This window comes from Flavobacterium sp. KY-23415 (assembly GCF_055384985.1).
In genome coordinates, this window is record NZ_AP044001.1 from 577,941 (window position 1) to 602,209 (window position 24,269).

The following is a 24,269-nucleotide window of genomic DNA, read 5'->3' on the forward strand; positions in this document are numbered from 1 at the left end:
ATAACACAAAATAATGCTCTCTTTAAGTGTCCTATCACGAACGTCTTTACAAATTATTGCACTTACTTTTTTACATAAAAAAACAAAGTAGGGTAAATATTTTCTAAAATTCATAGGGCTTGATTAGTTTCTATACATTTTTTTAAAAGTATCTTTGCTCTATGAACAATTTGCCAATAATTCGATTCAGAAATTTTTAGTTCTTTACAAATTTCTTTTGTAGCTTTTTCAGAGAAGAACTTATAGGATATAGCTAAATTCCATTTTTTTGGAAGATTATTCAAACATGTTTTTAATTTCAATTCTGAAGAATGACTATTTTTATTCGCTAACCCTACCGCTTCTTCTAAATTATTTAACCAAAAATTATCTTCATCGAACATACTATTAAAAAAACAGCCTCTATTTTCTTCTATAGTTGTATAGCTAATTTTACTTGTTTTTCTATAATAATCAACAATTTTATTATTCAAAATTGCTATGAGCCAAGTTTTAGGATTACTTCTATTCTGAAATTTTTCATAAGAGTTAAAAGCCGATATAAAAGATTCTTGCACCAGGTCTTCAGACAACTCTTTAGATTTTGTTTTTGCAAAAGCCCAATTATACAAATCGTCTCCATGGCTAATGACCCAGTTTTGAAACATAATTGTTTTTTCACTCATATATATTCTCTATCTATATTTGTTGTTGTCTTCTTTAATTCATAGATAAATGTTCCAAAAACGAACAGGTATTCAATAAATAAAAGAATCATATTCTCTTTAAATAATGCATTGCTATATGCAAAGTAACTTAGAATCACAAAAAAAGACCAAACGACAGGAAATTTAAATCTAGTAAACACAGATAATGCAAGCAAATTAATAATATACCAAGGGTGGATTGTTGTGGAAAAGAAAAAATAAAACGAAAGTGCAATTAATCCATTTGCAATAATCCTTGTTACATTTGAATTATTTTTACACAGTGAATAATATAAAATAATAAAAACGGATACTACAGGAATCACTTTGCCAATAATGCCGATGGTATTATATCCTTTAATATAGAAGCCTATCTCTCTAAAAACATAGTACAAACTGGCATTAAACTCAAAATTCACAAACCAGAGCGATATTGTTTCAGCGTAATTTGCTATTAAATCCTTAGAAACAAAAGGCAAAAACAACAAAACGTTAAGTAATATTATTACTAAATAGAATAGAACACTTTTTTTCAAACCCAATTTCTGATAAAAAAAAGGCAATAATAAAAGCGGTAATAATTTAGTTGAAATGGACAATGCTACAAGAAAAGCACTAATGAACCATTTATTTAAAAAGAAAAAATAAAACCCTACTAACAAGAAAAACAACATTACACCTTCAAAATGTAGGTTTCCTGTTAACTCTATTATTACTAACGGATTCAAAAAATACAAAAAAATACTTTTTGGATTCTTGTTCAATAATAACAAAAGCTTCTTCCCATAAAAGTAAATCCCAACATCTGAAAAAAGGACAATTAGTTTTAATACTAAAGCTGCATAAAAAATAGATTTTGACGCAAAAATTCCAGCAATTGCAAAAAACAGTTGGTTAATTGGAGGGTAATTCGAATAATGAGATGCACTCAAATTTCCCATAGCATTATATAACTCCTCAGATTGAGCAATAGGAACAGTATCAATGATATTGTTAGGCAAAAAGGCATACGGACTTATCCCAGACAAGATTAAACGACCATCCCAAATGAATCGATAAAAATCCTGAGACCAAAAAGGCAAACAAAAAAGAAATACAAAACGAAATAAAACCCCAACAGCAAAAAGTTGGTTCTCTTTTATTGTTTGCGAATTATAGATAAAATAGAATGCTAAAAAAGCAAAACTGTATAAAAAAAATAACGCTTCAAAATTTGCTCTAGATACAAAATACCCTAAAAGAATATATACCACTAAAGAGAGCACAACCCCGAATAAAGCTTGATATTTTATATTAAATAAACGCAAAACTAGGTAGATTGAAACGATTTTACAAAAACGTAGCCATAACCAATTAGAAGCATTAAATGAAACGGGAAAAGTCCAAAATCATTCAAAACAAAAGCACTATAAATTCCAAAAGAAAAATAAACTACTAATAATCCTTCAACAATTGTATTTTTTGAAATTTTTCTAGAAATATATACATTATCCTTCCATTTTTCTTTTAAAGCTTCAATATTAAATTTAGGTGTTCTGACAAACTCACTTTTTTTACCAAACAACCCTTCTAAAACTGCAATTGAATTTTGAAATGAAAACCCCATTGCAATAGAATAAAAAGTAAAGAACATAGAAGTATATTTAAAGAAATTTTTTATTCCGCCCCCATGTAGATTTTTATAGGTGTACCAATAACAAACAAAAAATATCAATGAAGTTAGCACAAAAAACGCCATTATATTAAACAAAACGTTTAACTCTGGAAATGCATGTTTAATAAATAAAGCAGGAACACTTAAAAAAGCCATAGTGAATATACAAAGAAACATTGAACTATTCAACAAGTGCAAAATACCATGAAACTTTGTTTTGGTTTGTATATTATTTGCAATCATTACTTTAGCTGATATTTTTTTTAAATTTTCAGCACCTCCTTTATTCCATCTAAATTGTTGAGAACGCGCAGCACTTAATACTGCAGGCAACTCTGCTGGTGTTTCTACATCTTCCAGATATACAAATTGCCATTTTTTTAATTGTGCTCTGTAACTCAAATCCAAATCTTCCGTCAAAGTATCACTTTCCCAGTTACCAGCATCAATAATACAAGATTTTCTCCAAGCTCCTGCGGTTCCATTAAAGTTAATAAAATGATTTTTAGAATTTCTACCCACTTGCTCCAAAGTAAAATGTGCATCTAGTGCAAAGGCCTGAATCTTTGTCAATATTGAAAAATTTCTATTTAAATGCCCCCAACGTGTTTGCACAACTCCCACTTTTTCATTCTTAAAATAAGGGATTGTTTCCTGCAACCAATTTGGTTTAGGCACAAAATCGGCATCGAAAATTACAATAAATTCACCTTTAGCATCTATAAGTCCTTCTTTCAATGCTCCTGCCTTAAAGCCTACTCTATTCTCTCTTCTAATATGTTTAATGCTCAATCCAGACAAAGCAAGTTTGTTAATTAATTGAGCCGTTTCTATAACGGAGTCATCTGTAGAATCGTCCAAAACTTGTACCTCTAACTTTTCTTTTGGATATTCTAATGCTGCAACACTGTGCAACAATCTTTCTACTACATATTTCTCATTAAAAATAGGCAACTGAATGGTGACAAATGGAATTTCTGAAGGTTCCTTGAAATTAAATTTTACTCGATGTGTGTTGATGCAGTTTTTTTTACTTTTCAGGTAATTTAACAACAAATTAAATTGCGCCAAGCTATAAAAGAAAATTAAAATTATTGCTAAGCTGTAAAAAAATAATGCTATGTATGCAAGTATAGTATAAATCATTATTTTTTAAAGGTATATTTTAAAATCCATCCTATTATTTTCACTCCAGCCATGATAGTTCCTTTAACTGTTCCTGAGACTTTAGAAACACCAATTCTATTTTTATAGCGAACAGGTATTTCTCTGTAGGTCATTTTTTGTTTAAGTACTTTTAATTGCATTTCTACTGTCCAACCATAGGTCTTGTCTTCCATTTGCAAAGCCTTCAATTTTTCATACTTAATGGCTCTAAAAGGGCCTAAATCTGAAAAAGTTGATTTGAAGAAAATTTTCATTAAGAAAGTTGCTAACCAATTACCAAAAACTTGCTGTGGTGTCATTGAGCCTGTTTCTCTTAATTCTTTAACTCGTGCACCAATTACAAAATCGATATTCTCGTTGGTAATAGGTGCAATTATTTTTATTAATTCTTCTGGATAATCTGAATAATCCCCATCGAGAAAAACAATAATATCTATCGATTCATTTAAATTAGCAATATAATCTAATCCTTTTAAACAAGCATAACCATATCCTTTTCTCACTTCCTTAAGCACCGTTGCCCCTGCTTTTGAAGCTACTTTTGATGTTTGATCGGTAGAATTATTATCGACAACAATTATTTCAGAAACAATTTCTGGAATTTCATTAATTACATTTACAATCGCCTTTTCTTCATTAAAAGCGGGAATAATTACTTTTATATTTTTCATTAAAACAGACTCGGATTATCTTCTTTAAACTCGGCCATTGAATGCCATTCTTTTATTTTTTTTCCAACTTCATATTTTTCGGCTTTAACCACATCACCATTTTTATAAATAATCGAAAAACCATTTGGAACATTATTTTTATATTCTGTTTTACGAATCAATTTCTCATTTTTATCATAATAAACCCACCATTTTACTTTTTTATTACTACTATAATGTCCTTCTTCTTTAATCTTTCCACTTTCGTAATAATAGAACCAATATTTCGTTTTTTTACCATTCAACATCCACCCTTCTTCTTTCATTTTACCATTCGCAAAATAATTTTTCACATAATTTTCTTGTGTAAAATTGTAATGCATAGTTACCACAAAAAAGAAAAGAAATAAAACCTTATTCATATTATTTAATTTTATTAATCCCTTTTACATTCATTTTGTATGCTGTTTCAAAAAAAATTGGCCTATTTTTGATTTATAAGATCCATTAAATTCACATCGTTGCCTAACAAAATATCATTTGGGTTAATTCTCCCTTTTTCAGAAGCATTTTCTAATTTTAGCACGCCTCTTGGACAAACTGCAGCACACACACCACACCCTACGCAAGAAGCTCGCACAATATTTTCTCCTTTTTGTGCATAGGCTCTAACATCGATACCTTGTTCGCAATAGGTTGAACAATTTCCACAAGAAATGCATTGTCCACCGTTTGTAGTAATTCTAAATCTCGATTTAAAACGTTGAATCAAACCCATGTAGGCTGCTAAAGGACACCCGAAACGACACCAGGAACGATTCCCTAAAATGGGATAAAAACCAGTACCAATAACCCCTGCAAATATTGAACCTATTAAGAAACCATAGATTTCATTAATTTTGTATGCATTAATACCCAATAGCGTACTATCTCCAATATTATCTGGATTATAAATAATAGTATAGGTATTATAACCAACAACTATAGTCATTATTATAGCAAAGATTAATATGGGATATATTGTCCAACGTTCAATTTTCCAAGCAATTAATCTTTTATCCGATAATTGTCTATATGGATCACCAAGTGTTTCGGCTAAACCACCACAACCACAAACCCAAGAACAATACCATCTTTTCCCATAAAAATATACCATTACAGGTATTACAATTAGAGATAATATTATTCCCCAAATGAACATAAACTTACCTAAATGTCCTGCTTCAAGATGTTGTTTTACGTTCCAATCGGTTACAAAATTATAATCTAATGGCCAAGCATTTTTTAAATCTACACCAGGCAAATCGAATAATGGTAATATTTCAACCAATAGAAACGCAAAAATGATTTGAAAAAACAAAACACTTGCTGTTCTAACAATCTGATAATGATTGTGTCTGTATTTTATAAACATACGAATTCCCATTACAATCATAGAAACACAATACAAAACCCCATATAAAAACCATTGCGATGCTTTTGCTTTTGGGTTGAATACTTCTTTTAAAGGATCAACTATGTTCGTCCAGTTTACTATATAATAAGGAAAGAAATAGAGCAACACATAGAAAGCAACTAGAAATCCAAAAACCAAGAATGCAACCCAACCTCTGTTTGTGGCAGAAGACAAATAGATTCCATGATTCTTTATTCCTGCAATTGGCTCTAAAAACAATCCAGTCACTATAAACAATAAAGAACCAATAATTCCAAGTCCAAACGTTAGAAACAAAAACAATCCTTTACTATCTTTTAGAACACCTGTAACAGATGCTTTTGCTATATCAAATTTTGTATATTTATTTTCATATAGCAAATATTCCTGAGCGTTTGCCCTGTTTATATCTCCAATTTTATTATTAAAATCATTTATAAAATCCTCAGTTTTTTCATAGGTTTTATTAGAAGAATACATCCAGTTGGTTGCTCCATCTATCAATTGAATTTTTTCGGCATTTGTAGCGAAAATATTCTCTAAAACAGCTTTCGAATAATTCACTTTTCCATCCTGTACAGACTGAGATAAAATAGATTCTATTTCTTCTTTTGACAGTCCTTTCTCTGCTTCTATTTCTGAAGTAATCGTTCTATTGTAGTCCTCTAACAAACCCACAATTTCTGCATTAAATAAAAAAGGATTACTCACTGTTTTATTTGCGATTCCTTTTTTTTCTGCAACTTTAGTTAAGGTGCTAGTAACTCTTTCTGATTTTCCGCTAAAAACATCGTTGATAACCGTTTCTGTTAAACTATATTTACCTATAAATAAAGTTCCAACAAACAACACTACCGACAAAATAAAAGTAAATAACCCAATCAGTCTCAAAGATTTTAATGTCTTCATTTTTAAATAGTTTTAGAGATTGATACTTGTTTATTAAAAGCTGCTGTAATTTCTTTTTCATGTGTTTTAAAAAACTCTGGATCAAAATTAGCGGCTTTCAAATTTTTAATCACATAGGCTACGTTTTGCTTTTCGGTGAGTACTTTATCAAAAAAATCATGACGCATCCTTATTCCGAAGGTATTAATTCCTAAAAATTCATTTGTTTCTTTATGAAAAGATATTCGAATGGCTTTTTTTCCAGAAACATGCTCCCAATAAAACTGGTTTTCATAGTCTCTTGGTTTTGCCCAAACCCAACCATAGGTTTGGTATTCAATATCGAAAAACTTTGCCGAATTGAACCAATGTCCAGGATTGTATTGCATTTTATTTCCTGTAAGCGTTTGTGCCAAAACTTCTCCCATCATTCTTCCTGTGTACCAAACCGCTTCAATATTTCTTCTGTATCCAATGGCCTCGTGTTGTTCTGCACAATCTCCAATTGCATAAACATCTTGTACATTTGTTTCTAGAAAGCGATTAACCAAAACACCTCTATTGGTTTCAATTCCAGAATCTTTTAAGAAATCAATATTCGGAGAAACACCAACTGTTAAACCCACGATATTGCACTCAATAACTTCACCCGATTCTGTTACAACTGCTTTTGCATTGCCTTTTTCATCGGAAAGAATTTCCTTCAAATTGGTTTGTAATCTTAAATCGATATGATGTTCTAAAATATGCCTCCCAATCAATTTGGCTTCTCCTTCTGGAAGCACACCACCCCAAAAATTTTCTTCACGCACTAAAAAAGTAACGGGAATATTTCTAGTAGCAAGCATCTCTGCTAATTCTATTCCAATCAACCCTCCTCCTACTATAACTGCTTTTGCATTTTTATTGGAAAGTCTTTCTAATTCTTCTAAATCTTGTTTATGATATAACCCAAGAACACCTTTTAAATCTTGACCCGGCCAACCAAACTTATTCGATTTGGAACCTGTAGCAATTACCAATTTATCATAACTCAATTTAGAATTATCATTCAGTAAAAGTGTTTTGTTTTCTGTATTTACTTTTTCAACTTTTTTAAAAACTAAGTCAATCCTGTTTTTTTTCCAAAAATGTGGTTCATAAGGTTGTGTGTGCTCAAACTTCATATGTCCCATATAGACATACATTAATGCTGTACGTGAGAAAAAATATTCTGTTTCCTCAGATAGGATTGTAATTTTCTTATCTGATTTTTTTCGGATGTGCCTCGCTAAAGTAACTCCCGATATTCCGTTTCCTATTATTACTATATGTTCCATAAGATAATTTAAAGTACAAATATATCTGTTCAAGTTATAAAAAAAAGTTCGATTTCTAACAGTCAATTAGAAAATAGCTCTCAATCCTAGATTAAATGATTGTCCCAATCCACTTTCGTAACCTCTAACAAATTTGCTATAAAGCAATTCTGCATTAATAACCCTTGTTAACTGATATTTAGCACCTGTTCCCAATGCCGTATAGTTTTGAGAAAACTTGTTCCCTAAATCTATTAACTGCGCATGTTGCACAAAACCTAAAACCGTAAACTTATTCGTTGGAAAATAACTTAAAAACACCCCTGGTGCAACTTCTAAACTGTTGTTTGCAAATCCTCCGTTTTCATTAAAAGACCCATCATCATTTTTAGTTTTTTCACCAAAGAAAAAGCGTGTGCCAAGTTCTGAAAATAATTGAAATTTGTTTCCTGGAAAGGTATAATCATAAAAGAAACGATTTTGCCAGATATAACTTTTCTGTGCTAGATAGCCATTTTCATTAGTTTCTTTATCAAAAACAGGAATAAAAAAGGAACTTTGAACAGAAAATCTTGGCAAACTTTCAAAAGGAGCTACTTTTATAGAAGGAGCAATATGTCCTAGACCACTTCTCGACTTTCCAATCTCATTATTAAAACTAAAAACACTTGTTGCACTTTGGTCTCCGAATGAATTAGAACGAAATTCTAAAATTAATCCTGCATTAAATTTTTTATTATCGCTAACACCTGTAAAAACTTCTAAAGAAGTGGTGAAAAAATTAGAACGAGGAACATTAAAATTTCTACCATTACTATTTGTTCTTGTTTGCGTATATAGATTGTTAAACCATTTAATATCCCACTTCCCTTTTTCTAATAATTTTGAAGGTGTATAATTCTGAATATTAGATTCTACCACCTCATCTTGTGCAAATGCTACTGATGATATTCCTAGAAAAACGACTAATAGTCTTTTTATATTTTTCATTTTCAATTTATTTTTTAAAATTATTTTTTATTCAAATTCCAATCGTAATTGTAATATTTATAATTTGCTGATTCCTCTAATTTTTGTGTTCTATATTTATTGATAAAAGCTAAAGTATTTTTCCCAAAATCTTCCTTATACCACTGGAAAATTTGTGATAAATAAATTTTTCCTTTACTCACTTTTAAAAAGCCAGCATCATTCAAAGCTTTCTTAGTTTGCTCTTCTAACTGCGCTTCAATTTTTGATGGGAAATAGGCACTTGCAATAATAGGAGGACAACCTTTAGCTCCGCAAACTAACACAAAATGAAAACGAGGATCGTTATATTTTTTTCTTATTAATTTATTTTCAATATCATTTAGTGTGTAATTTTCACCTCCAAGATTGTATTCTATTTTATCGAAAAAACCTGCAATGTCTAATGGTGATTTTACAGGATAACGATCTACAATACCTTTAATCACTAAAATATTATAGGCATTCACCAAAAAGGCTTTATTGTTTTTTTCATCTGAACTAAATTTGAATGACGCAATTTGATTGACCAAATTGTCCAAATCTGACCTATTAGACTTTATAGCAGCATAATCTACATTATTTGAAGCAACATGTTTACTAAAAAAAACATGAGCATCGCTAAAAAAATCGTTTTTATTATTGGCAAACAAAGACAAACTTAAAAACAATAAAACAAAAGTTAAATAGCTGTTTTTCATAATTCTATTAATTCATTAAGACTTTTAATTTACAAGACAAAATTGCTTCTTTTAATTTAATTTCTCATTTTCTATTCTTCCTAGATAGTTGTCAATTTTTCCATCTGCAATACCTAAACTTCAAATTATTAAAAAATAGAGGTTAGATTTTCATCTCACCTCTATCAAAATTAAATTAAAACAAACTAAAATTTAATATTACCGTGTTACTGTCCCAGAAGGCAAAGATGTTAGATTGCTATTCATATTAATCACATTCCCTGTAACCGCTGGACTAGCTACTGTGTGCACTAATGGCTTCATTGCAAATGGCATTGATGAATTGTCTGGATTTGGTTCAACTGAAATTACAATTGTAGAACCTGACAAGTTCCCTGGAAAAGTTAACCCAGCAGGAGCATTCATTAAAAAATCTTCTCCTGGAAATGGTGGTGCCATCATTGTGCCAGAATAAGGAGCTGCATCATCTGAAGCATCGACAGCTGTAAATTTACCAGTACTTAGAGCAATTCCATTACTAACAACCCATCCTTCATATTTCCAACCTGCATCTAGCGTTGGTAAATGTAAACCTGCCATAGCAGTACCACTTGTGTTGTCTATGAACCAAACACCGGCTTCTGGATTCATGTTTCCATTTGTTGGTGTTGCTAATAGATACTTCCCTGTAGCTGCGGAAAAGTCTCCCACAATCCCAGAAGAAACTGTGGCTGTATTCCCTGTAAAATCGCCAACTAGATATTTCGTGTCCGAAGGAGCTGGACTAGGATCTATGGTTGGCTCAATACTTAAAACAAATTTTGTTGCAGCCGCTAAATTTGTTGGATCTACATCGAAACTAGTTTTAGACAATGTTCCGCTTGCATCTACTGTAAAAACCCCTGTAGAAATGGGAGCACCGTTTACAATTATCCATCCTTCATATTTATAATCTGGTCCTAGATCTTCTAAACCTGTCAGGTTTAATTTTAAACTTGGTGAAGCAGTTACAGCATCGTCATCGCTGTTACATGAAGCCATTAAAAGACTCAATGCCAAAATTGAAAAAAATTTGTTTTTCATAGCGCTTTTTTTTAATTATTAATAGTTGTTTTCTTTTTCATAGCAAAGATGTCTATTAATAATCGTTAACAGTTTTTCCTTTTTTCCTAGATAATTGTCAATTTTACCATTTTTCACTTTTTATTACTTTTTTTATAGATATTTGAATAAAAAAAAATGAAAAAATTAGGATTTATTATCATTATTCTTCAATCCTTATTGTTTTTTTCTCAAGAAAACAACATTCACAAAATAGATTGGTCTGGAGCAAAAAAGATGAATATTAAGTTCATGACAAAATTTATTCAATCTAAAGAGAACGAAGCATTAGACAGCCTAAAACTTAATCATGACGTGCAAGCGTTAACGCGTTTGAATGGAATTTCTAAAGTCACTTATACTGTTGAAAAAGATAGTGTTTCCAATCATTATAATATTACATTTAAAATTATTGAAAACTTTAGCATTATTCCGAACTCATCGCTTTGGACTACAGATGAAACTCCAGCTGCTTATAGAGTTGGACTCTATGAATTTAATTTGCTAGGAAAAAACAATGTTATTGGTGGTTTTTATCAATTCAATGGCATTAGCTCTTTCGGATTTAATTTTTCATCTCCTTTTTTGTTTAATGAAAACTTGGGTATTGAAACTAGTTATCAAAATCTAGGTAGCGTTGAACCTATTTTTTTTGATGCTACTACTGCAAGATATGAATACATCAATAGATCTTTTGAATTATTAGGCGTTTACAGAACTAGTTTTAAAAACACCATAAAATTAGGTGGCAATATATTCAATGAAAAATACCAATACAAATCTGGAGCCACAAGTGAGCGTATCCCTTTACGTTACAGTATTGATAAAATTCTCTTTAAACTAAACAACAATTACGATAATCTTAAATATGACTTCTATTTAATAGATGGCACAAAAAACACTACTAATCTTCAATTCGTTACACAGTCAAACAGTTTTCAAGAGAAATTCTTAATTGGCTGGAATGATTTTTCCTATTTCAAAAGAATTGGCGGAACAGGGAATTGGGCAACAAGAATTCGGCTAGGACTTTCATCGAATAACACTTCGCCTTTTTCTCCTTTTTCATTAGATAATAACGTTAACATTAGAGGCGTTGGCAACATTATTGATCGGGGAACGGGTACCTTTGTAGTAAATACCGAATATAGAACTACCCTCTTTGAAAAAAAATGGTTTGTGCTTCAAGGAAATAGTTTTATAGATATTGGTTCATGGAGAAAACCTGGTGGCGATTTTTCCGATTTTACAAAGTCTGAAAACTTTAAGGTTTACCCAGGTATTGGTTTACGTTTCATGCATAAAACCATTTTTAATGCTATCTTTAGGCTAGACTATGGTTTTGGAATTTCAAAAAACGGCACAAGAGGATTAGTCTTTGGAATTGGTCAGTATTTTTAAAAACATTCATAACAACACAATATGAAAAATTTATTCTATTTGGCTTTTTTTCTTTTTAGTTTTTGTTCATCGCAAGAATCTAAAATTAATGGAATTAGTTTTGTTGCTTCCAACTCATTAACTTCTGAAAAAGAAATCAAACACGTCATACATTCCAACGCAAATTGGGTTACCTTAATGCCTTTTGCTTTTATGAAAACCATTAATGATACTGCTATTTTTTACAATTCTAAACGGCAATGGATTGGTGAGCGCAAAGAAGGTATTGAACATGCAACTGCTCAATTTAAAACCAACACAATAAAGGTAATGTTGAAACCCCAAATTTGGATCCCTAATGGTTTTACCGGTCATATTGCAATGAATACTGAAAAAGAATGGCTTTCTTTTGAAAAAAATTATGAAAAATTCCTACTACTCTATGCTACTATTGCACAAGAACAACAAATTGATTTATTATGCATTGGTACAGAATTGAATAATTTTGTAATTAAAAGACCCGAATATTGGCAACAATTAATTGCTAAAATAAAAAAGGTTTACAAAGGAAAACTAACCTATGCTGAAAACTGGGACACTTTTGAATCTGTTCCTTTTTTAAAAAATTTAGATTATATTGGTATCGATGCCTATTTCCCTTTATCTGAAGAAAAAAACCCAGCAATAACCACAATTGAAAAGGAATGGCAAGTGCACAAAAACAAAATTAAAAACTTAGCCAATGATTTAAACAAAAAGGTACTTTTTACTGAATTTGGCTATCAAAGCATAGACTATACCACAAAACAACCTTGGAATTTTGATCAACAAAAAACAATTAATTTAGACGCACAGTCAAATGCACTTCAAGCTCTTTTTAATACTTTTTGGAAAGAAGACTGGTTTGCTGGTGGTTTTTTATGGAAATGGTTTGATATTCATGAAAATGTTGGCGGCTTGAAAAACACAGACTATACTGTACAGAACAAACCTGCTTTTGAAATTATTCAAAATGAATATAAAAAAATGCGATAAGATTATCTCATCGCATTTTAAAAAAACTAAAAATTAAATTCTTCAAATCTAAAAATATAACTGTTGTGACTTGAATTTGCTTTATAAATGGTTAAACCCTTTTAATGATATTTTTTATAGAAGTATTACCTTCTTTGTCAATTATTTCCACATAATATATTCCGTGTTTTAACCCCGAAACATCTATTGCAGCTTCTATATTTTTATTTTGACCCCAAACTTTTTGTCCTAAACTATTATAAATAGTGATACGCTCAATCACAATATCGCTTTGTCCCTTAATGAAAAAAACATCGTTCACAGGGTTTGGAAAAACTGTAATTTTTTCAGAATTAAAAACAGTGTTCGACAATACGGAACAGTTATTCGATGTAAAAGGAGCATAACTTCCAAAATCCCAAAAAAGACTATAATCTTCACATAAAAAATAAATCGTATCAAAATCTGCTATTGTTACCGAGCTAGGAATATTTTGTGTAAAGGACATTGCTCCATTTCCTGAAATTATTCCCATTTCAATTTTAGGTAATGAGGAAAAATTAAAAGTATTCGTCAATGCTGCATCTGTAAGCATTCCCCTGTCAACCAGATAAACCCTAACATCTGGACCTGCTGCAGTAGAAAAATTAGCTCCTGTTTCTAGGGTAATCGTATTATTCGTATTTAAAATTACAGTAACTCCTCCTTGAACATTATACATGGGAGTAGCAGTATTATTCCCAAAATTCATCCCAATTGCAGTACATTGTCCTTGTAATAATAAAGAAGAGCATAGAAGTACAAATAAGTATATAAACTTTCTCATAGTTTTCAATTTATTGTTCAATACAAAATTGAACCATAACCTAGTTTAAACACTATACAATTTTACATCAATACTTATCAATTTTACATTCACTAATCAAAATCATCTAAAAGTCCACTCTTTACCTTTATAAAAAACTACTGCTAAGCTAATTTCACTATCAACAACACTTTAAACACAAAAAACAGGTTAATTTAGTATCAATATGAGATAAGATAACATCATTATAACATTCACATAACAAATAGCTTTGTAGAATTACATATTAACTATAACCAACTTTTTATTATGAAAACAAAACTATTTAGTTTATTTCTGTTCCTATTTATATTTGAAATGGGATACACACAGCAAATAAGCTGTAAAACCAAAGAAGAAAATGATGTTGTGTATCGAAAATTTCCACAATCATTAAAAGAAAAAAACGATTTTGAAAAACAAACTGCAAGAATTATTAGAAACAACAGTTTTTCAAAAGCTCCAAACGCAACCTACACTATCCCTGTAGTATTTCATGTTTATGGGACAACTCAAAGCGGGCAAAGTGTTACCTATCAAAAGATAGTTACCGCTTTACAAAAAGTAAACGAAGATTTTAATGGTTTAAATTCTGATTTCAATACTGTTGAATCATTTTTTCAAGCCAGACGAGGCACATTAAATATCGAATTCAAACTAGCTAAAATAGACCCAAATGGAGCATGCACAACTGGAGTAGTTTTTCACAATGTTAAAAGCGGATTTGGAAACGGTGGCGGTTATGACGCTGAAATTCAAGCCGATGCTTGGGACAATTATAAATATATGAATGTATATATTCAAAATGATTTATATGATGATGGCGATCTAACAAATTCTGGAGTGGCTTGGTATCCAAACACTTCTATGTCTGACTATAATTTAGCACGTGTTGTTTATAATGGAGCATATCTATATGGAAATACTAGCAATGAGTTTGCCTCTGTTTTAACTCATGAATTTGGACACTTTTTGAACTTAATTCACACTTTCGAAGGTGGATGTACTGGTACAGACCAGGTTAACGATACGCCAATTGAAAATGGAAATCACGATCTAGGTTGTACTCCTGGTACTAATTGTAATGGTGATAAAGTAAATATTGAGAACTATATGGGCTATAATGGTGCTTCTGGTTGTTACAAAATGTTTACACAAGGACAAATTAATAGAATGCTTGCTGCATTACAACACCCTGCAAGAACTACTTTATGGCAAAATGCCAATCTAACCGCAACAGGTGTCAACACTACGGGTGGTTACATTGCTTCGGCAACATCTACTTTCAAAGAAGCCATTGCTAACAATGGTACTTTTACTTCCAATGCTATTATAAATGCAACTGGAGCAACTTTTTCTCAAGCTTCTGGTGTATTTACGCAAGGAACGCATTTCACACATACTTTTCCTGCAGGTTTAACACCTGTAATTACTGTAAACTCTAACGCACAAGTTACAGTTACAGTTAATGGAACTGCTGCTAACCACTTAGAAGCAAATAACACCATAGCTAAAATTACGTTCTTACCTGCTGCTTTTTCTGGTGCTAGTACAGTTTATTGTAATTCTATTTCCTATGCCCTAAAATTTAGAGATCCTTATGGTATTTTCTTTGTTGACATGGCAGATGCTACCGTTGCTGGAAGCACAAACTGGAAGTATTTTGAAATTAGCAAAGGAGATAGTAAAGCATATGGAGCTTGGATATTTGCAGCAAATCATTTAAAATTAGAAACCTACGGAAAACGTTTGGTTACTAACTCTGGCTCTAGAAACATAACTCGTCTTGGATTTAATGTGGCTGTTAATGCTTCTAATAATTTCACAGCACCTGGTGCTTATCCTGACCAACTAGACATTAGAACGAGTTCGTTTACAAATTGGGACGGACAAACAGGCTATATTGGTTTTGAATATCAAATTGATGGAGAAACTTGTTATGGTTGGTTTAAAGCTAATGTTGCCGCAGGTGGCACTGGTTATTCTATTACTGAATATGCCTACAACACAGAACCAGGAGCAACTATTTATACGGGTATGACTGCGAAAACGGTAATAACAGTTACTCCTACTTCTTTAAGTGAAAATATTGCAAATAATGGAAGTTTTACTGATTTCTCAACTATAGAACTTTCTACAAACAATGGCACATTCACGCAATCTTCTGGCACATTTACTTTGGGGACACATTATACTGTGACAGGTGTACCTAGTGGATTAACTCCTGTGCTTACGTTACAAAGCAATAACAAATTAAGATTAACACTTACAGGAAATGCAACGCAACATGCAGCTGCAAACAATAGTAATATGGTTATTACATTTAAAAATGCTGCTATTACTGGTGGAATTAGTACCTTAGAATCTAGTAGTGTGAGTATTGCCTTAGAATTTGAAGATCCTTATGGAATTTTTTATGTTGACAATGCCGACTTAACGGTTTCTGCCTCTAATGTTTGGGAATATTTCACTATTGAACCAGATGCAGACGATGATGCTTATGGATTATTTGTAGATGCAGCTTCTCAAAATTCACTTCGTTTAGAGACTTATGGAAAGGCTTTAATTTGTAATGGAGCGACTCAAAATGTTACGTATTTAGGACAAAACCAAGCTGTAAATGCTACACGCAATTTTGTAGATGGTGGTGCTTACCCTGATTTACACGTTATTAGAAGTGCACAATATACTTCTTGGGATGGTCAAACAGGTTATATTGGTTTCCGTTATTACAGAAAAGGGAATCCTTGCTATGGCTGGTTTAAAATAATTGTTTCGCCTAATGGTTCTAGTTATACACTTACTAATTATGCCTACAATACTGAGCCAAATGGTACAATTTACACTCCAAGTAGTTTATCTTCTGACGGTTTTGACAATGAGAATAGTTTTAGCATTTATCCTAATCCTTTCAATTCTTCTTTCAATATTGAGTTAAACAACCAATCTAGTGCAACTACTGTAATTGTTTCAACGTTACTAGGACAAGAAGTATTTAATACTACATTCAAGAATGTTACCAGTGAAATTACTATCGATTTAAATTCTTTTTCTAATGGAGTTTATCTTGTTAAGGTAATTGATGATAATGGAACTATGAAAACTAAAAAAGTAATTAAAAAATAATACCAATTTATAACCAACCAACCATTATTTTTTTTTCGAAGTTACTTTTGAAAATCAGGCTGTCAATAATTGACAGCCTGATTTGTTTTGATGAACAATCTGTTTTTTTATTGTACTCTTATTACATTTTAAATTCCCACTGAAATTCATTCATTATAAATTGTGCTAATTCAGAATATTTATTTTTTCACTTTCATCAATTGAACAATACGTTTTAAAACCTGTGACAATTTCGATTCACAAAATGAAAACGTCACAGTTTTTGTGTCATTTTTAAATTTAAATAAAAAATGCCACACTTTTTGTGACAAACCGAAAATCAAAACTGTTTTTGTCACCACTATTTCTAGTAGTGCAATATATAATCCTGTAAAAAAAGCCAAATGGAGTACTATTCGTTTTTTCTTACTACCTACTCTTATGATTTCTTCTTATAGGACTAATTAGTTTACAGTAGCTTGAAATGGGCTTCGAGGGAAAAAAATATCCTAAACAAAATACATTAAACACGCTTCTTTATTTCTTCTTGCTCACTTCTGTTACCATTTTCATAGCATTATAAGTATTGAGTACTTTTCCTGTTTTGCACAATGTTTTTTTACCACCCCGTCCTACGGACACCCCTCAAGAGGGGAATTATGGTAGTATGAATGGCATTGTAATTTGTTAGAAAACTCCAACCGACATAGTGCAACGATACAACAAAAACATAGGATTTATTTCTTTTTATCATTCATACTCACCCAAACAGCACACTGCTTTACTTTTGTTTTTTTAGTACTTCAATAATTTCTTTCAATTCTTTAATGCGTTCTTCGTATTGCTCTACTAGTTTTTCGGAAAGTTGATTCACTGTTTGTGTTTTTTGAGTTGTTTTGTTCTTTTCGCTATTCTCTTTTAGATTGTTATTTGTATTTACTAATTCTTCTAGTGTTACTTGAAAAATATCACAAATTCTTTCTATATGATTCACCCATGACGTACTGGCTCCGTTTTCTATTCGGGCATAGGCAGATTGAGACATAGCTAAATATTCTGATGCTTGTTCTTGTGACCACCCTTTTTCTTTGCGAAGTACTTTCAGTTTATTCCCAATTATCTTGTTCATATCTAGTCTATTCTTAGCGATAACGTTATTTTTTATTATTTTTGTTGTTATTAGTTACTCTTGAATATCAAAAATAGTAATTATATTTACCAAAAATAACAAAATGGATATTAAAATCTCTAATATTAAAGAAAGAATTTTATATTTTGCTAAAAATCAAAATATTAGTTACGAGTCATTTTGTGAATCTATTGGCATGACCTATGGTAGCTTTAAAGGAGTTGCAAAAAAAAGACCCTTAAACTCTGATGCTTTAGAAATTTTAATTACCAAATATCCTGAAATTAATTGCGAATGGTTGTTGAGTGGAAAAGGTGCAATGTTGAAAAAACAAGAAGAAGAAAAGACAATTCAAAATAGTATTCCTCTTGAAACTTCCTTAAGACAAGAATTGGATTTAAAAAACCAAATTATTACTCATTACAAAGAGAAAGTTACTTTTTTAGAAGATAAAATAAAGATAATGGGTTCAGATATTGAAAACGATGAACCTGCCTTACTGCAAATGATTAAAGAAATTCATCACATTACAGTTAGTAATGCAATAAATGATATTATTAAGGTTAATGAAGGAGAAGAGCAAAAAGAAATGAGCAAGAAAAAAGAATTGAACCCATAGAAACACTTAGTCCATGTTTTAAAATTCTATCCTTGAAATTAATTTATCTAAAATACCTTTAGATACATCATTATCTAACTCTTTAAGTTTTTCTTTTATTTGCAAGAAGACCCTATTCGCTTCTTCCGAAGTAATAAGCCCTTCTTGTTTTTCTTTAAGGGTAGTTTTTGCTAATGATAATAAAATTATTAACTCTTTATTTATCATGGATTGCAATTTTTAAATCTAACAATGCCTCTAATAATGATATTTTGTTTTTATAGTACTTCTCTTTTTTAATGAATTTATCTACAAAAAGAATGAGCAACACAAAGCAAATTACCACAGCAAATGCATAATGATAAGAATATCCCATATCTGATTTATCATCACTTAACACCCAAAACAGATTTGCACTATATATAAAAATAGGAAAAACGAAACTTATTCTTAAGGGTCTAAAATTTGCTCCTATAGCTAAAATAATAGGAGATAATGTTGTAGTTAATGCATAAATAAAATTAGTAGTTGAATTGTATTCAAAATTATAATCAAACTCAAAACCCAACTTATCCGTATAAGTTATTAATGCAGATATAACTACTAGAAAAGTTCCAAAAAATCTATCTTTCATATATTCACCAAATTAATTTCTAGGGGGAACAATTGTACCATCTTTAGTTCTAGGAGAGCCACTAGTTTCTGTTGATTCTACAGTATCATCTCCCCCAACAATTACAAGTAACTGCTTTTTTGTTAAAACTTCAACTTTTAATTGTTCTTTTTTGAAAATTTTCATAATAAACTTTTTATTTGATTAATAGTTATAAAAGTAATCATTCTAAATAGTTTATAAAACCTAATGCAAATTTATATGAAAGCTTTCTATTTATAATTACAGAAAAACTATACTTGTTGTTAAAGTTTACTATTTCAAGCTTATTTTCTGTTTTAAAATAGCGATAATGTCATTATTTTGCATTAGTAAATCCCTTACAGAAAGAATATTTATGCAATTAAAAATATTTTATGCAAAAAAAGACTGAAATTACCCGAAAAACGCATAAGACTCTGACAGCAAACTGTTTAATTTAGCCTTATGAAATTTTTATATTAAACAAAAAAATAATTATACTAAAAAGAGGAAATACTACTGCTATTTATTTTCTAAAACATAGTTGGCCACTATCGGGATTGTTTCAGCTGTTAGTAACCCGCACAAAAAACGAGCATTGATAGGAAGTGATGGTCTTTCTTGAACAAACCCATCAAACAAAGCAGGAAGAAACGGTTGGCTTTGGCTTTGTTTATTTGGGAAAAACCAACCTTAAAAAAACAGCCATACCCTAAATAAAAGTTTTGACGAACTTGGTATGACTGCCATTAATTAAATAACAAAATTATGAAAAAATTATTATTTAGTGCTGTTGCACTAGTTGCTTTTTCTTTTGCTGGAATGGCAAATGAAACGGAAGAAAAGACAGTTGACGCAAAAAACATTGAAATTCAAATTATTGAAAACACTATTGAGAGTACTCCTTCTACAGAAGAAGCAGGTTCTCTTAAATGTTGGGCTTTCGGGAAATGGTTAAGAATAAAATTAAATGCCGTTTCTGAAAACGAAGAATTAATTGATCAAACTGTTGATGCAGCAGTAAGTTTATGCAACACTCTTGATGATATTGGATTAATTTAATTTAACCTTATACGAGGCTGTCAGAAAAGTAAAAAATAGACACATTTTAGTCACTCCAACGCAAGAAGGAGTCTCATAATCAGTGTTATGTAATTTCTTCTTGCGTCGAAATGACAAGATTACTGACTTTTCGGACAGCCTCTTTAATTTTTAACACATGAAAAGAACACTTATCATTCCGTTATTATTTTTATATTTAGTTGGCTTTTCACAAGTAGGACAAATTGAATATGCCGCTTCATTCAAAAACAAGGCATCTAATTATATTAACAAAGAATTAGAAAATATTGTTGATGAAAATGCATCGGAGGTAATTTATACTCTCCTTGTAAATGGTAATCAAAGTATCTTTTTTTGCGAAAACAATCTTCAACAAAAAAATGATAAATTAAACCTATTATATATTAATTCCAAACTGATAGGAACAATTTACAAGGACTTGGAAAAAAAAACACAAATTCAAAATAAAACTGTTTTTGATGAGGAGTTTACCATTAAAGATTCTTTACCTTCTTACAACTGGGAATTAGATGATAAAGAAACCAAGTTCATCGACAATATGCTTTGCCATAAAGCAATTAATAGACAAATTATTGTAAAGAAAGTTGAAAACGAAAAAAATGAAATTGAAATCATTAAAAAAGAAAAAATTACAATTGCATGGTATTGTCCATCAATAAATATCAATGCAGGTCCTTTAGGTTTTTATGGCCTGCCTGGTTTAATTTTAATACTTGAAGATGATATTTTTGTTTATCAAGCTAAAAAAATAAGTTTTAAATTAGATAAAAATACGATTACTAAAATTAAACCTCCAAAAGCTAAGAGATTTTTAACAAATAAAGAGTTTCAATTGGAATATAAAAAATTAAAAATGGAAAGAGAAAATATGCTAAAAAATTAATTTTAAAACATTAAAAACAGGACTACCTTATTAAATATTTTCACGAACACAAAGTAAGACTGTACTTAAATAAACAACAAATTTATGAAAAAATTAATGTTTAGTGCTATTGCACTTGTAGCTTTTTCTTTTGCTGGAATGGCGAATGAAAAAAAATCGGATGCAGAAAGAAATGACCCTTGTGTAATTTTCTCAATTCGAGTAGTTGATGCTTTAGAAGAATTGCATGGTTGCGAATACTCAGATATTGAAGCAGGATGGATTATGCTTGAAGCATATGATTTATGTGCCAATTAAAAAAAGTTTTAGGATGGTTTATACCATCCTAAAATTTCAATCAATTAATACAATTAAAAAATGAGACACTATTTCTTTTTGCTAATTACTTCCTTTGTATTCTCACAAAACTACAAGTCAATTCAAGTAAATTATTCTGCTTTATTAGAGCCTGTTTTAACGAAAAAAACAGATAACGAAAAACATAATTCTTTATTCGATGAAATTAATGGCGCTTTAAATAATAAAATTTATCTTTTAAAAGCTAACTCTAATGGATTTATTTTTGAAGAACTGGTTGATTTAAAAGGGGATGAAAGACAAAAAAAAGTTTCAAAATTTGCGAACACAATTTACCTTATCTTTCCCTATACCTTTAACAAACAGACAAACAAATTATATAGAATTCTAAATGACGTTAATATTGAATCAGAAAACAATTATCAATGGGAGTTAACGAACGAATCAAAAAAAATAGACAACTACACTTGTTATAAAGCTACTTGTACAGTAGAGTTTAATACTCGACACGGAAATAGTGGTAGTAGAATAGTTTCAGCATGGTATACGCCTGAAATAAATTTTAATTATGGTCCGAATGGCTATATGGGACTCCCTGGTTTAATACTTGAATTAGAATATAATAAAACAAAAATTGTTGCAAAAGAAATCCATTTTTTTAAAGACGAAATTAAAATTGAAACTCCAAAAAACAAGGAAGTAACTGAGGAGGAATTTTTAAACAAAATAAAAGAAAAGTAATTTTAATCACCAAAAAACAACAAATTAATGAAAAAAATTATGTTTAGTGCTGTTGCACTAGTCGCTTTTTCTTTTGCTGGAATGGCAAGTAATGGAGAAGTAAAGGAACTTATTACAGAAGAAGTGAAAACGGAAGAAGTAAGTGAACAAATAATTGAAAAACCAACAACAGTATGCATGATCGTTGCTGTATTGGAAATGGTTAATTTAAGAAACCTCGGCATAGATGAAGCAACAGCTGGGCAGATAGGACTAGAAGTCTTTAATAGCTGTATGGGAGGCGAAGGGTTCGCAAATTAAATTAATCATTTAAAAACAAAAAATAAGCTAATTAACAAACCAGTATTTATTTATAATACTGGTTAAAATTTTATTTATAAATGAAAAAAATACAGATTTTTATTTTTTCTTTATCATTTATGCTTTCTATTGGTCAAAATAGAAACTCTACAATCACTTATGATTTTTCTTTTAACTTTAGTGATGATTTTTATAATCAATTAGATCAAACTAGAAAAAATAATTTTAAAGAAGCTGAAAGAATCGCTAAATTAATTGAACCAAAATTAGTTTTCAATGATTCACTTGCTGTATTTTATAGTGGCGAAATCCTAGATATTGATAATAAAATGGCTTTAATTATTGCAAAAGCATTTTGTAAATGTAAACAAAAGCTATTCTACAGAATCAAAGAGAAAATTTTATATTCAGAATCTAATGAAAATCCTTTTCATGATTGCGATCAATGCTTAATATATAAACCAATGAGTATCAATTGGGAATTATACAATGAGTCAAAATTCATAAATAATTATCTATGTTATAAAGCTACCCAAAATATTACATATAAAAGTGGCGAAAAAGAATTAATAAATAAAGTTACTGCTTGGTATTGCCCAGAAATACCTTATTCTATAGGCCCAAAAGGTTATGGGGGTTTACCTGGGCTAATATTTGAATTACATGAAAAAGAAGGGAGCTACGGAATTGTAAGTATCGAATTAAATAATAATGATGATATGAAAATTGAAATTCCAAAGTATAAAAAATTAATTTCACATGACGAATACTATAAATCTTTTTTTCAAAAAGTGGAAGATATTAACTCCCAAATTAAAAATTAATTAAAATGTAAAGTTTTTTATTTTTTCAATGTAAATCAAAAAATGCTGCTTAAGATTGTATTAAATAATAATTTGGAAATGTTATTCTAGTTAATGACTTTATTTAAAGAAAAAACATTACTAAATTTTCCAAAAATCACCCTTATAAATGCAAAAAAAAATCCTTTTACTTTTATTTTCAACTGCTTTCTATGCTCAAAACAAAACATCCGAAGCTGTTTATAATTACTATATAAAAATAGATTCCGTTTTTTTAAGCAAATTAGATGACACTAGAAAAGATGATTTTTTAGGTGCGCAAAGAGCTGCAGAAAATATTAAGCCAAGACTTGTTTTTAATGATACTTTGGCTTTTTTTGTAAGAAATGATGTTATGGATACAGGTGAAAACAAATTATATTTATTAACTGCAAAAGCATTATGCAGGTGTGAAAATCCAATTTATACCGATGTAAGTTCTAAAACTAATTATTTTAATTTTAGTTTCACTATGAATCCAAATAAAAAAGATTATTTGGTTACAAAAAAACTAGAAACGAATTGGGTATTACACAATGAGTCAAAAAAAATAAACAATTATCTTTGTTATAAGGCAACGCAAGAAATTACCATAAAAAACACAAAAGGCGAATTTAAACATATAGCTACAGCTTGGTACTGTCCTGAAATCCCATATTCTTTTGGTCCTTTTGGTTATGGTGGATTACCTGGATTAATTTTTGAATTACATGATAAATTCACCAGTTTTGGATTAAAAAGTTTGTATTTAAAAAACGGGAATTCAAAAATAGAATTACCAAAAGAAGGTAAATTAATTGAATATGAAGCTTTAATAGGTTCACAGTCCATTTCAAAAGAATAAAGAAGAAA

26 protein-coding genes are annotated in these 24,269 nt (G+C 30.2%); 11 read left to right on the forward strand and 15 right to left on the reverse strand.

The window, feature by feature from the left end; genetic code table 11:
* Positions 1–110: 110 nt before the first annotated feature.
* The 10 genes from ACZ49Z_RS02880 to ACZ49Z_RS02925 form a co-directional block, all read right to left on the reverse strand.
* Positions 111–665, reverse strand: a complete 555-nt coding sequence (locus ACZ49Z_RS02880; RefSeq protein ID WP_464306696.1) for a sigma-70 family RNA polymerase sigma factor — start codon at positions 663–665, stop codon at positions 111–113.
* Complete coding sequence (gene mptB, locus ACZ49Z_RS02885; RefSeq protein WP_464306697.1) at positions 662–1,993, reverse strand: polyprenol phosphomannose-dependent alpha 1,6 mannosyltransferase MptB; 1,332 nt, start codon at positions 1,991–1,993, stop codon at positions 662–664. The genes ACZ49Z_RS02880 and mptB overlap by 4 nt, the downstream gene beginning before the upstream one ends.
* Before the next feature lie 2 nt (positions 1,994–1,995).
* Positions 1,996–3,486: a cellulose synthase family protein gene (locus ACZ49Z_RS02890; protein ID WP_464306698.1), complete on the reverse strand. Its 1,491-nt coding sequence runs from the start codon at positions 3,484–3,486 to the stop codon at positions 1,996–1,998.
* Entirely contained in the window at positions 3,486–4,178 is a 693-nt protein-coding gene (locus tag ACZ49Z_RS02895) for a glycosyltransferase family 2 protein (RefSeq protein WP_464306699.1), read from the reverse strand. The genes ACZ49Z_RS02890 and ACZ49Z_RS02895 overlap by 1 nt, the downstream gene beginning before the upstream one ends.
* The gene (locus tag ACZ49Z_RS02900) at positions 4,178–4,579 is read right to left on the reverse strand and encodes a toxin-antitoxin system YwqK family antitoxin (RefSeq protein WP_464306700.1); all 402 of its coding nucleotides are present in this window, start codon (positions 4,577–4,579) and stop codon (positions 4,178–4,180) included. Before ACZ49Z_RS02900 ends, ACZ49Z_RS02895 begins: the two co-directional genes overlap by 1 nt.
* 62 nt (positions 4,580–4,641) lie before the next feature.
* On the reverse strand, positions 4,642–6,501 hold the full coding sequence (locus ACZ49Z_RS02905) for a 4Fe-4S binding protein (RefSeq protein ID WP_464306701.1): 1,860 nt from the start codon (positions 6,499–6,501) through the stop codon (positions 4,642–4,644).
* A gap of 2 nt (positions 6,502–6,503) precedes the next feature.
* A complete protein-coding gene (locus tag ACZ49Z_RS02910) occupies positions 6,504–7,799 on the reverse strand; it encodes an NAD(P)/FAD-dependent oxidoreductase (RefSeq protein ID WP_464306702.1) in 1,296 nt (431 codons plus the stop codon).
* 66 nt (positions 7,800–7,865) lie between these two features.
* Complete coding sequence (locus ACZ49Z_RS02915) at positions 7,866–8,768, reverse strand: hypothetical protein (protein ID WP_464306703.1); 903 nt, start codon at positions 8,766–8,768, stop codon at positions 7,866–7,868.
* A 20-nt stretch (positions 8,769–8,788) separates the two neighbouring features.
* Positions 8,789–9,487 carry a DUF547 domain-containing protein gene (locus tag ACZ49Z_RS02920; RefSeq protein ID WP_464306704.1) on the reverse strand — a complete coding sequence of 233 codons (699 nt, stop codon included), beginning with the start codon at positions 9,485–9,487 and terminating at the stop codon, positions 8,789–8,791.
* Positions 9,488–9,685: 198 nt separating this feature from the next.
* Positions 9,686–10,549, reverse strand: coding sequence for an anti-sigma factor (locus ACZ49Z_RS02925; RefSeq protein WP_464306705.1), 864 nt, complete (start codon positions 10,547–10,549; stop codon positions 9,686–9,688).
* 156 nt (positions 10,550–10,705) lie between these two features.
* Between ACZ49Z_RS02925 and ACZ49Z_RS02930 the strand changes: the two genes are divergently transcribed.
* Together ACZ49Z_RS02930 and ACZ49Z_RS02935 are read left to right on the forward strand one after the other, a co-directional pair.
* Complete coding sequence (locus ACZ49Z_RS02930; protein WP_464306706.1) at positions 10,706–11,968, forward strand: BamA/TamA family outer membrane protein; 1,263 nt, start codon at positions 10,706–10,708, stop codon at positions 11,966–11,968.
* A gap of 21 nt (positions 11,969–11,989) precedes the next feature.
* On the forward strand, positions 11,990–12,982 hold the full coding sequence (locus ACZ49Z_RS02935) for a glycoside hydrolase family 113 (protein WP_464306707.1): 993 nt from the start codon (positions 11,990–11,992) through the stop codon (positions 12,980–12,982).
* 91 nt (positions 12,983–13,073) lie between these two features.
* Here the strand turns inward: ACZ49Z_RS02935 and ACZ49Z_RS02940 are convergent, their stop codons facing one another.
* Positions 13,074–13,787, reverse strand: coding sequence for a T9SS type A sorting domain-containing protein (locus ACZ49Z_RS02940; RefSeq protein ID WP_464306708.1), 714 nt, complete (start codon positions 13,785–13,787; stop codon positions 13,074–13,076).
* A 288-nt stretch (positions 13,788–14,075) separates the two neighbouring features.
* Here ACZ49Z_RS02940 and ACZ49Z_RS02945 point away from each other — a divergent pair, with 288 nt between their 5' ends.
* Positions 14,076–16,931, forward strand: coding sequence for a zinc-dependent metalloprotease (locus tag ACZ49Z_RS02945; RefSeq protein WP_464306709.1), 2,856 nt, complete (start codon positions 14,076–14,078; stop codon positions 16,929–16,931).
* 760 nt (positions 16,932–17,691) lie between these two features.
* Here ACZ49Z_RS02945 and ACZ49Z_RS02950 read toward each other — a convergent pair.
* A complete protein-coding gene (locus ACZ49Z_RS02950; RefSeq protein ID WP_464306710.1) occupies positions 17,692–18,039 on the reverse strand; it encodes a helix-turn-helix domain-containing protein in 348 nt (115 codons plus the stop codon).
* 103 nt (positions 18,040–18,142) lie between these two features.
* On the opposite strand from ACZ49Z_RS02950, the gene ACZ49Z_RS02955 reads away from it, so the two are divergent.
* Entirely contained in the window at positions 18,143–18,658 is a 516-nt protein-coding gene (locus ACZ49Z_RS02955; protein ID WP_464306711.1) for a hypothetical protein, read from the forward strand.
* Positions 18,659–18,676: 18 nt separating this feature from the next.
* Here the strand turns inward: ACZ49Z_RS02955 and ACZ49Z_RS02960 are convergent, their stop codons facing one another.
* The 3 genes from ACZ49Z_RS02960 to ACZ49Z_RS02970 are packed head-to-tail and all read right to left on the reverse strand — an operon-like array spanning position 18,677 to position 19,436.
* A complete protein-coding gene (locus ACZ49Z_RS02960) occupies positions 18,677–18,865 on the reverse strand; it encodes a hypothetical protein (protein ID WP_464306712.1) in 189 nt (62 codons plus the stop codon).
* Positions 18,855–19,271, reverse strand: coding sequence for a hypothetical protein (locus ACZ49Z_RS02965; protein ID WP_464306713.1), 417 nt, complete (start codon positions 19,269–19,271; stop codon positions 18,855–18,857). Before ACZ49Z_RS02965 ends, ACZ49Z_RS02960 begins: the two co-directional genes overlap by 11 nt.
* 12 nt (positions 19,272–19,283) lie before the next feature.
* A complete protein-coding gene (locus ACZ49Z_RS02970; RefSeq protein ID WP_464306714.1) occupies positions 19,284–19,436 on the reverse strand; it encodes a hypothetical protein in 153 nt (50 codons plus the stop codon).
* 603 nt (positions 19,437–20,039) lie between these two features.
* On the opposite strand from ACZ49Z_RS02970, the gene ACZ49Z_RS02975 reads away from it, so the two are divergent.
* From ACZ49Z_RS02975 to ACZ49Z_RS03005, 7 genes are all read left to right on the forward strand, one after another.
* Entirely contained in the window at positions 20,040–20,333 is a 294-nt protein-coding gene (locus tag ACZ49Z_RS02975) for a hypothetical protein (RefSeq protein WP_464306715.1), read from the forward strand.
* A 157-nt stretch (positions 20,334–20,490) separates the two neighbouring features.
* On the forward strand, positions 20,491–21,237 hold the full coding sequence (locus ACZ49Z_RS02980; protein ID WP_464306716.1) for a GLPGLI family protein: 747 nt from the start codon (positions 20,491–20,493) through the stop codon (positions 21,235–21,237).
* Positions 21,238–21,321: 84 nt separating this feature from the next.
* Positions 21,322–21,534 (forward strand): hypothetical protein, encoded by a 213-nt coding sequence (locus ACZ49Z_RS02985; RefSeq protein WP_464306717.1) that lies wholly within the window; start codon positions 21,322–21,324, stop codon positions 21,532–21,534.
* Between the two features lie 60 nt (positions 21,535–21,594).
* Complete coding sequence (locus ACZ49Z_RS02990; RefSeq protein WP_464306718.1) at positions 21,595–22,275, forward strand: GLPGLI family protein; 681 nt, start codon at positions 21,595–21,597, stop codon at positions 22,273–22,275.
* Between the two features lie 27 nt (positions 22,276–22,302).
* Positions 22,303–22,575 (forward strand): hypothetical protein, encoded by a 273-nt coding sequence (locus ACZ49Z_RS02995; protein ID WP_464306719.1) that lies wholly within the window; start codon positions 22,303–22,305, stop codon positions 22,573–22,575.
* Positions 22,576–22,655: 80 nt separating this feature from the next.
* The gene (locus ACZ49Z_RS03000; protein ID WP_464306720.1) at positions 22,656–23,399 is read left to right on the forward strand and encodes a GLPGLI family protein; all 744 of its coding nucleotides are present in this window, start codon (positions 22,656–22,658) and stop codon (positions 23,397–23,399) included.
* Positions 23,400–23,547: 148 nt separating this feature from the next.
* Positions 23,548–24,261 carry a GLPGLI family protein gene (locus ACZ49Z_RS03005; protein WP_464306721.1) on the forward strand — a complete coding sequence of 238 codons (714 nt, stop codon included), beginning with the start codon at positions 23,548–23,550 and terminating at the stop codon, positions 24,259–24,261.
* The last annotated feature ends 8 nt before the right edge of the window (positions 24,262–24,269 follow it).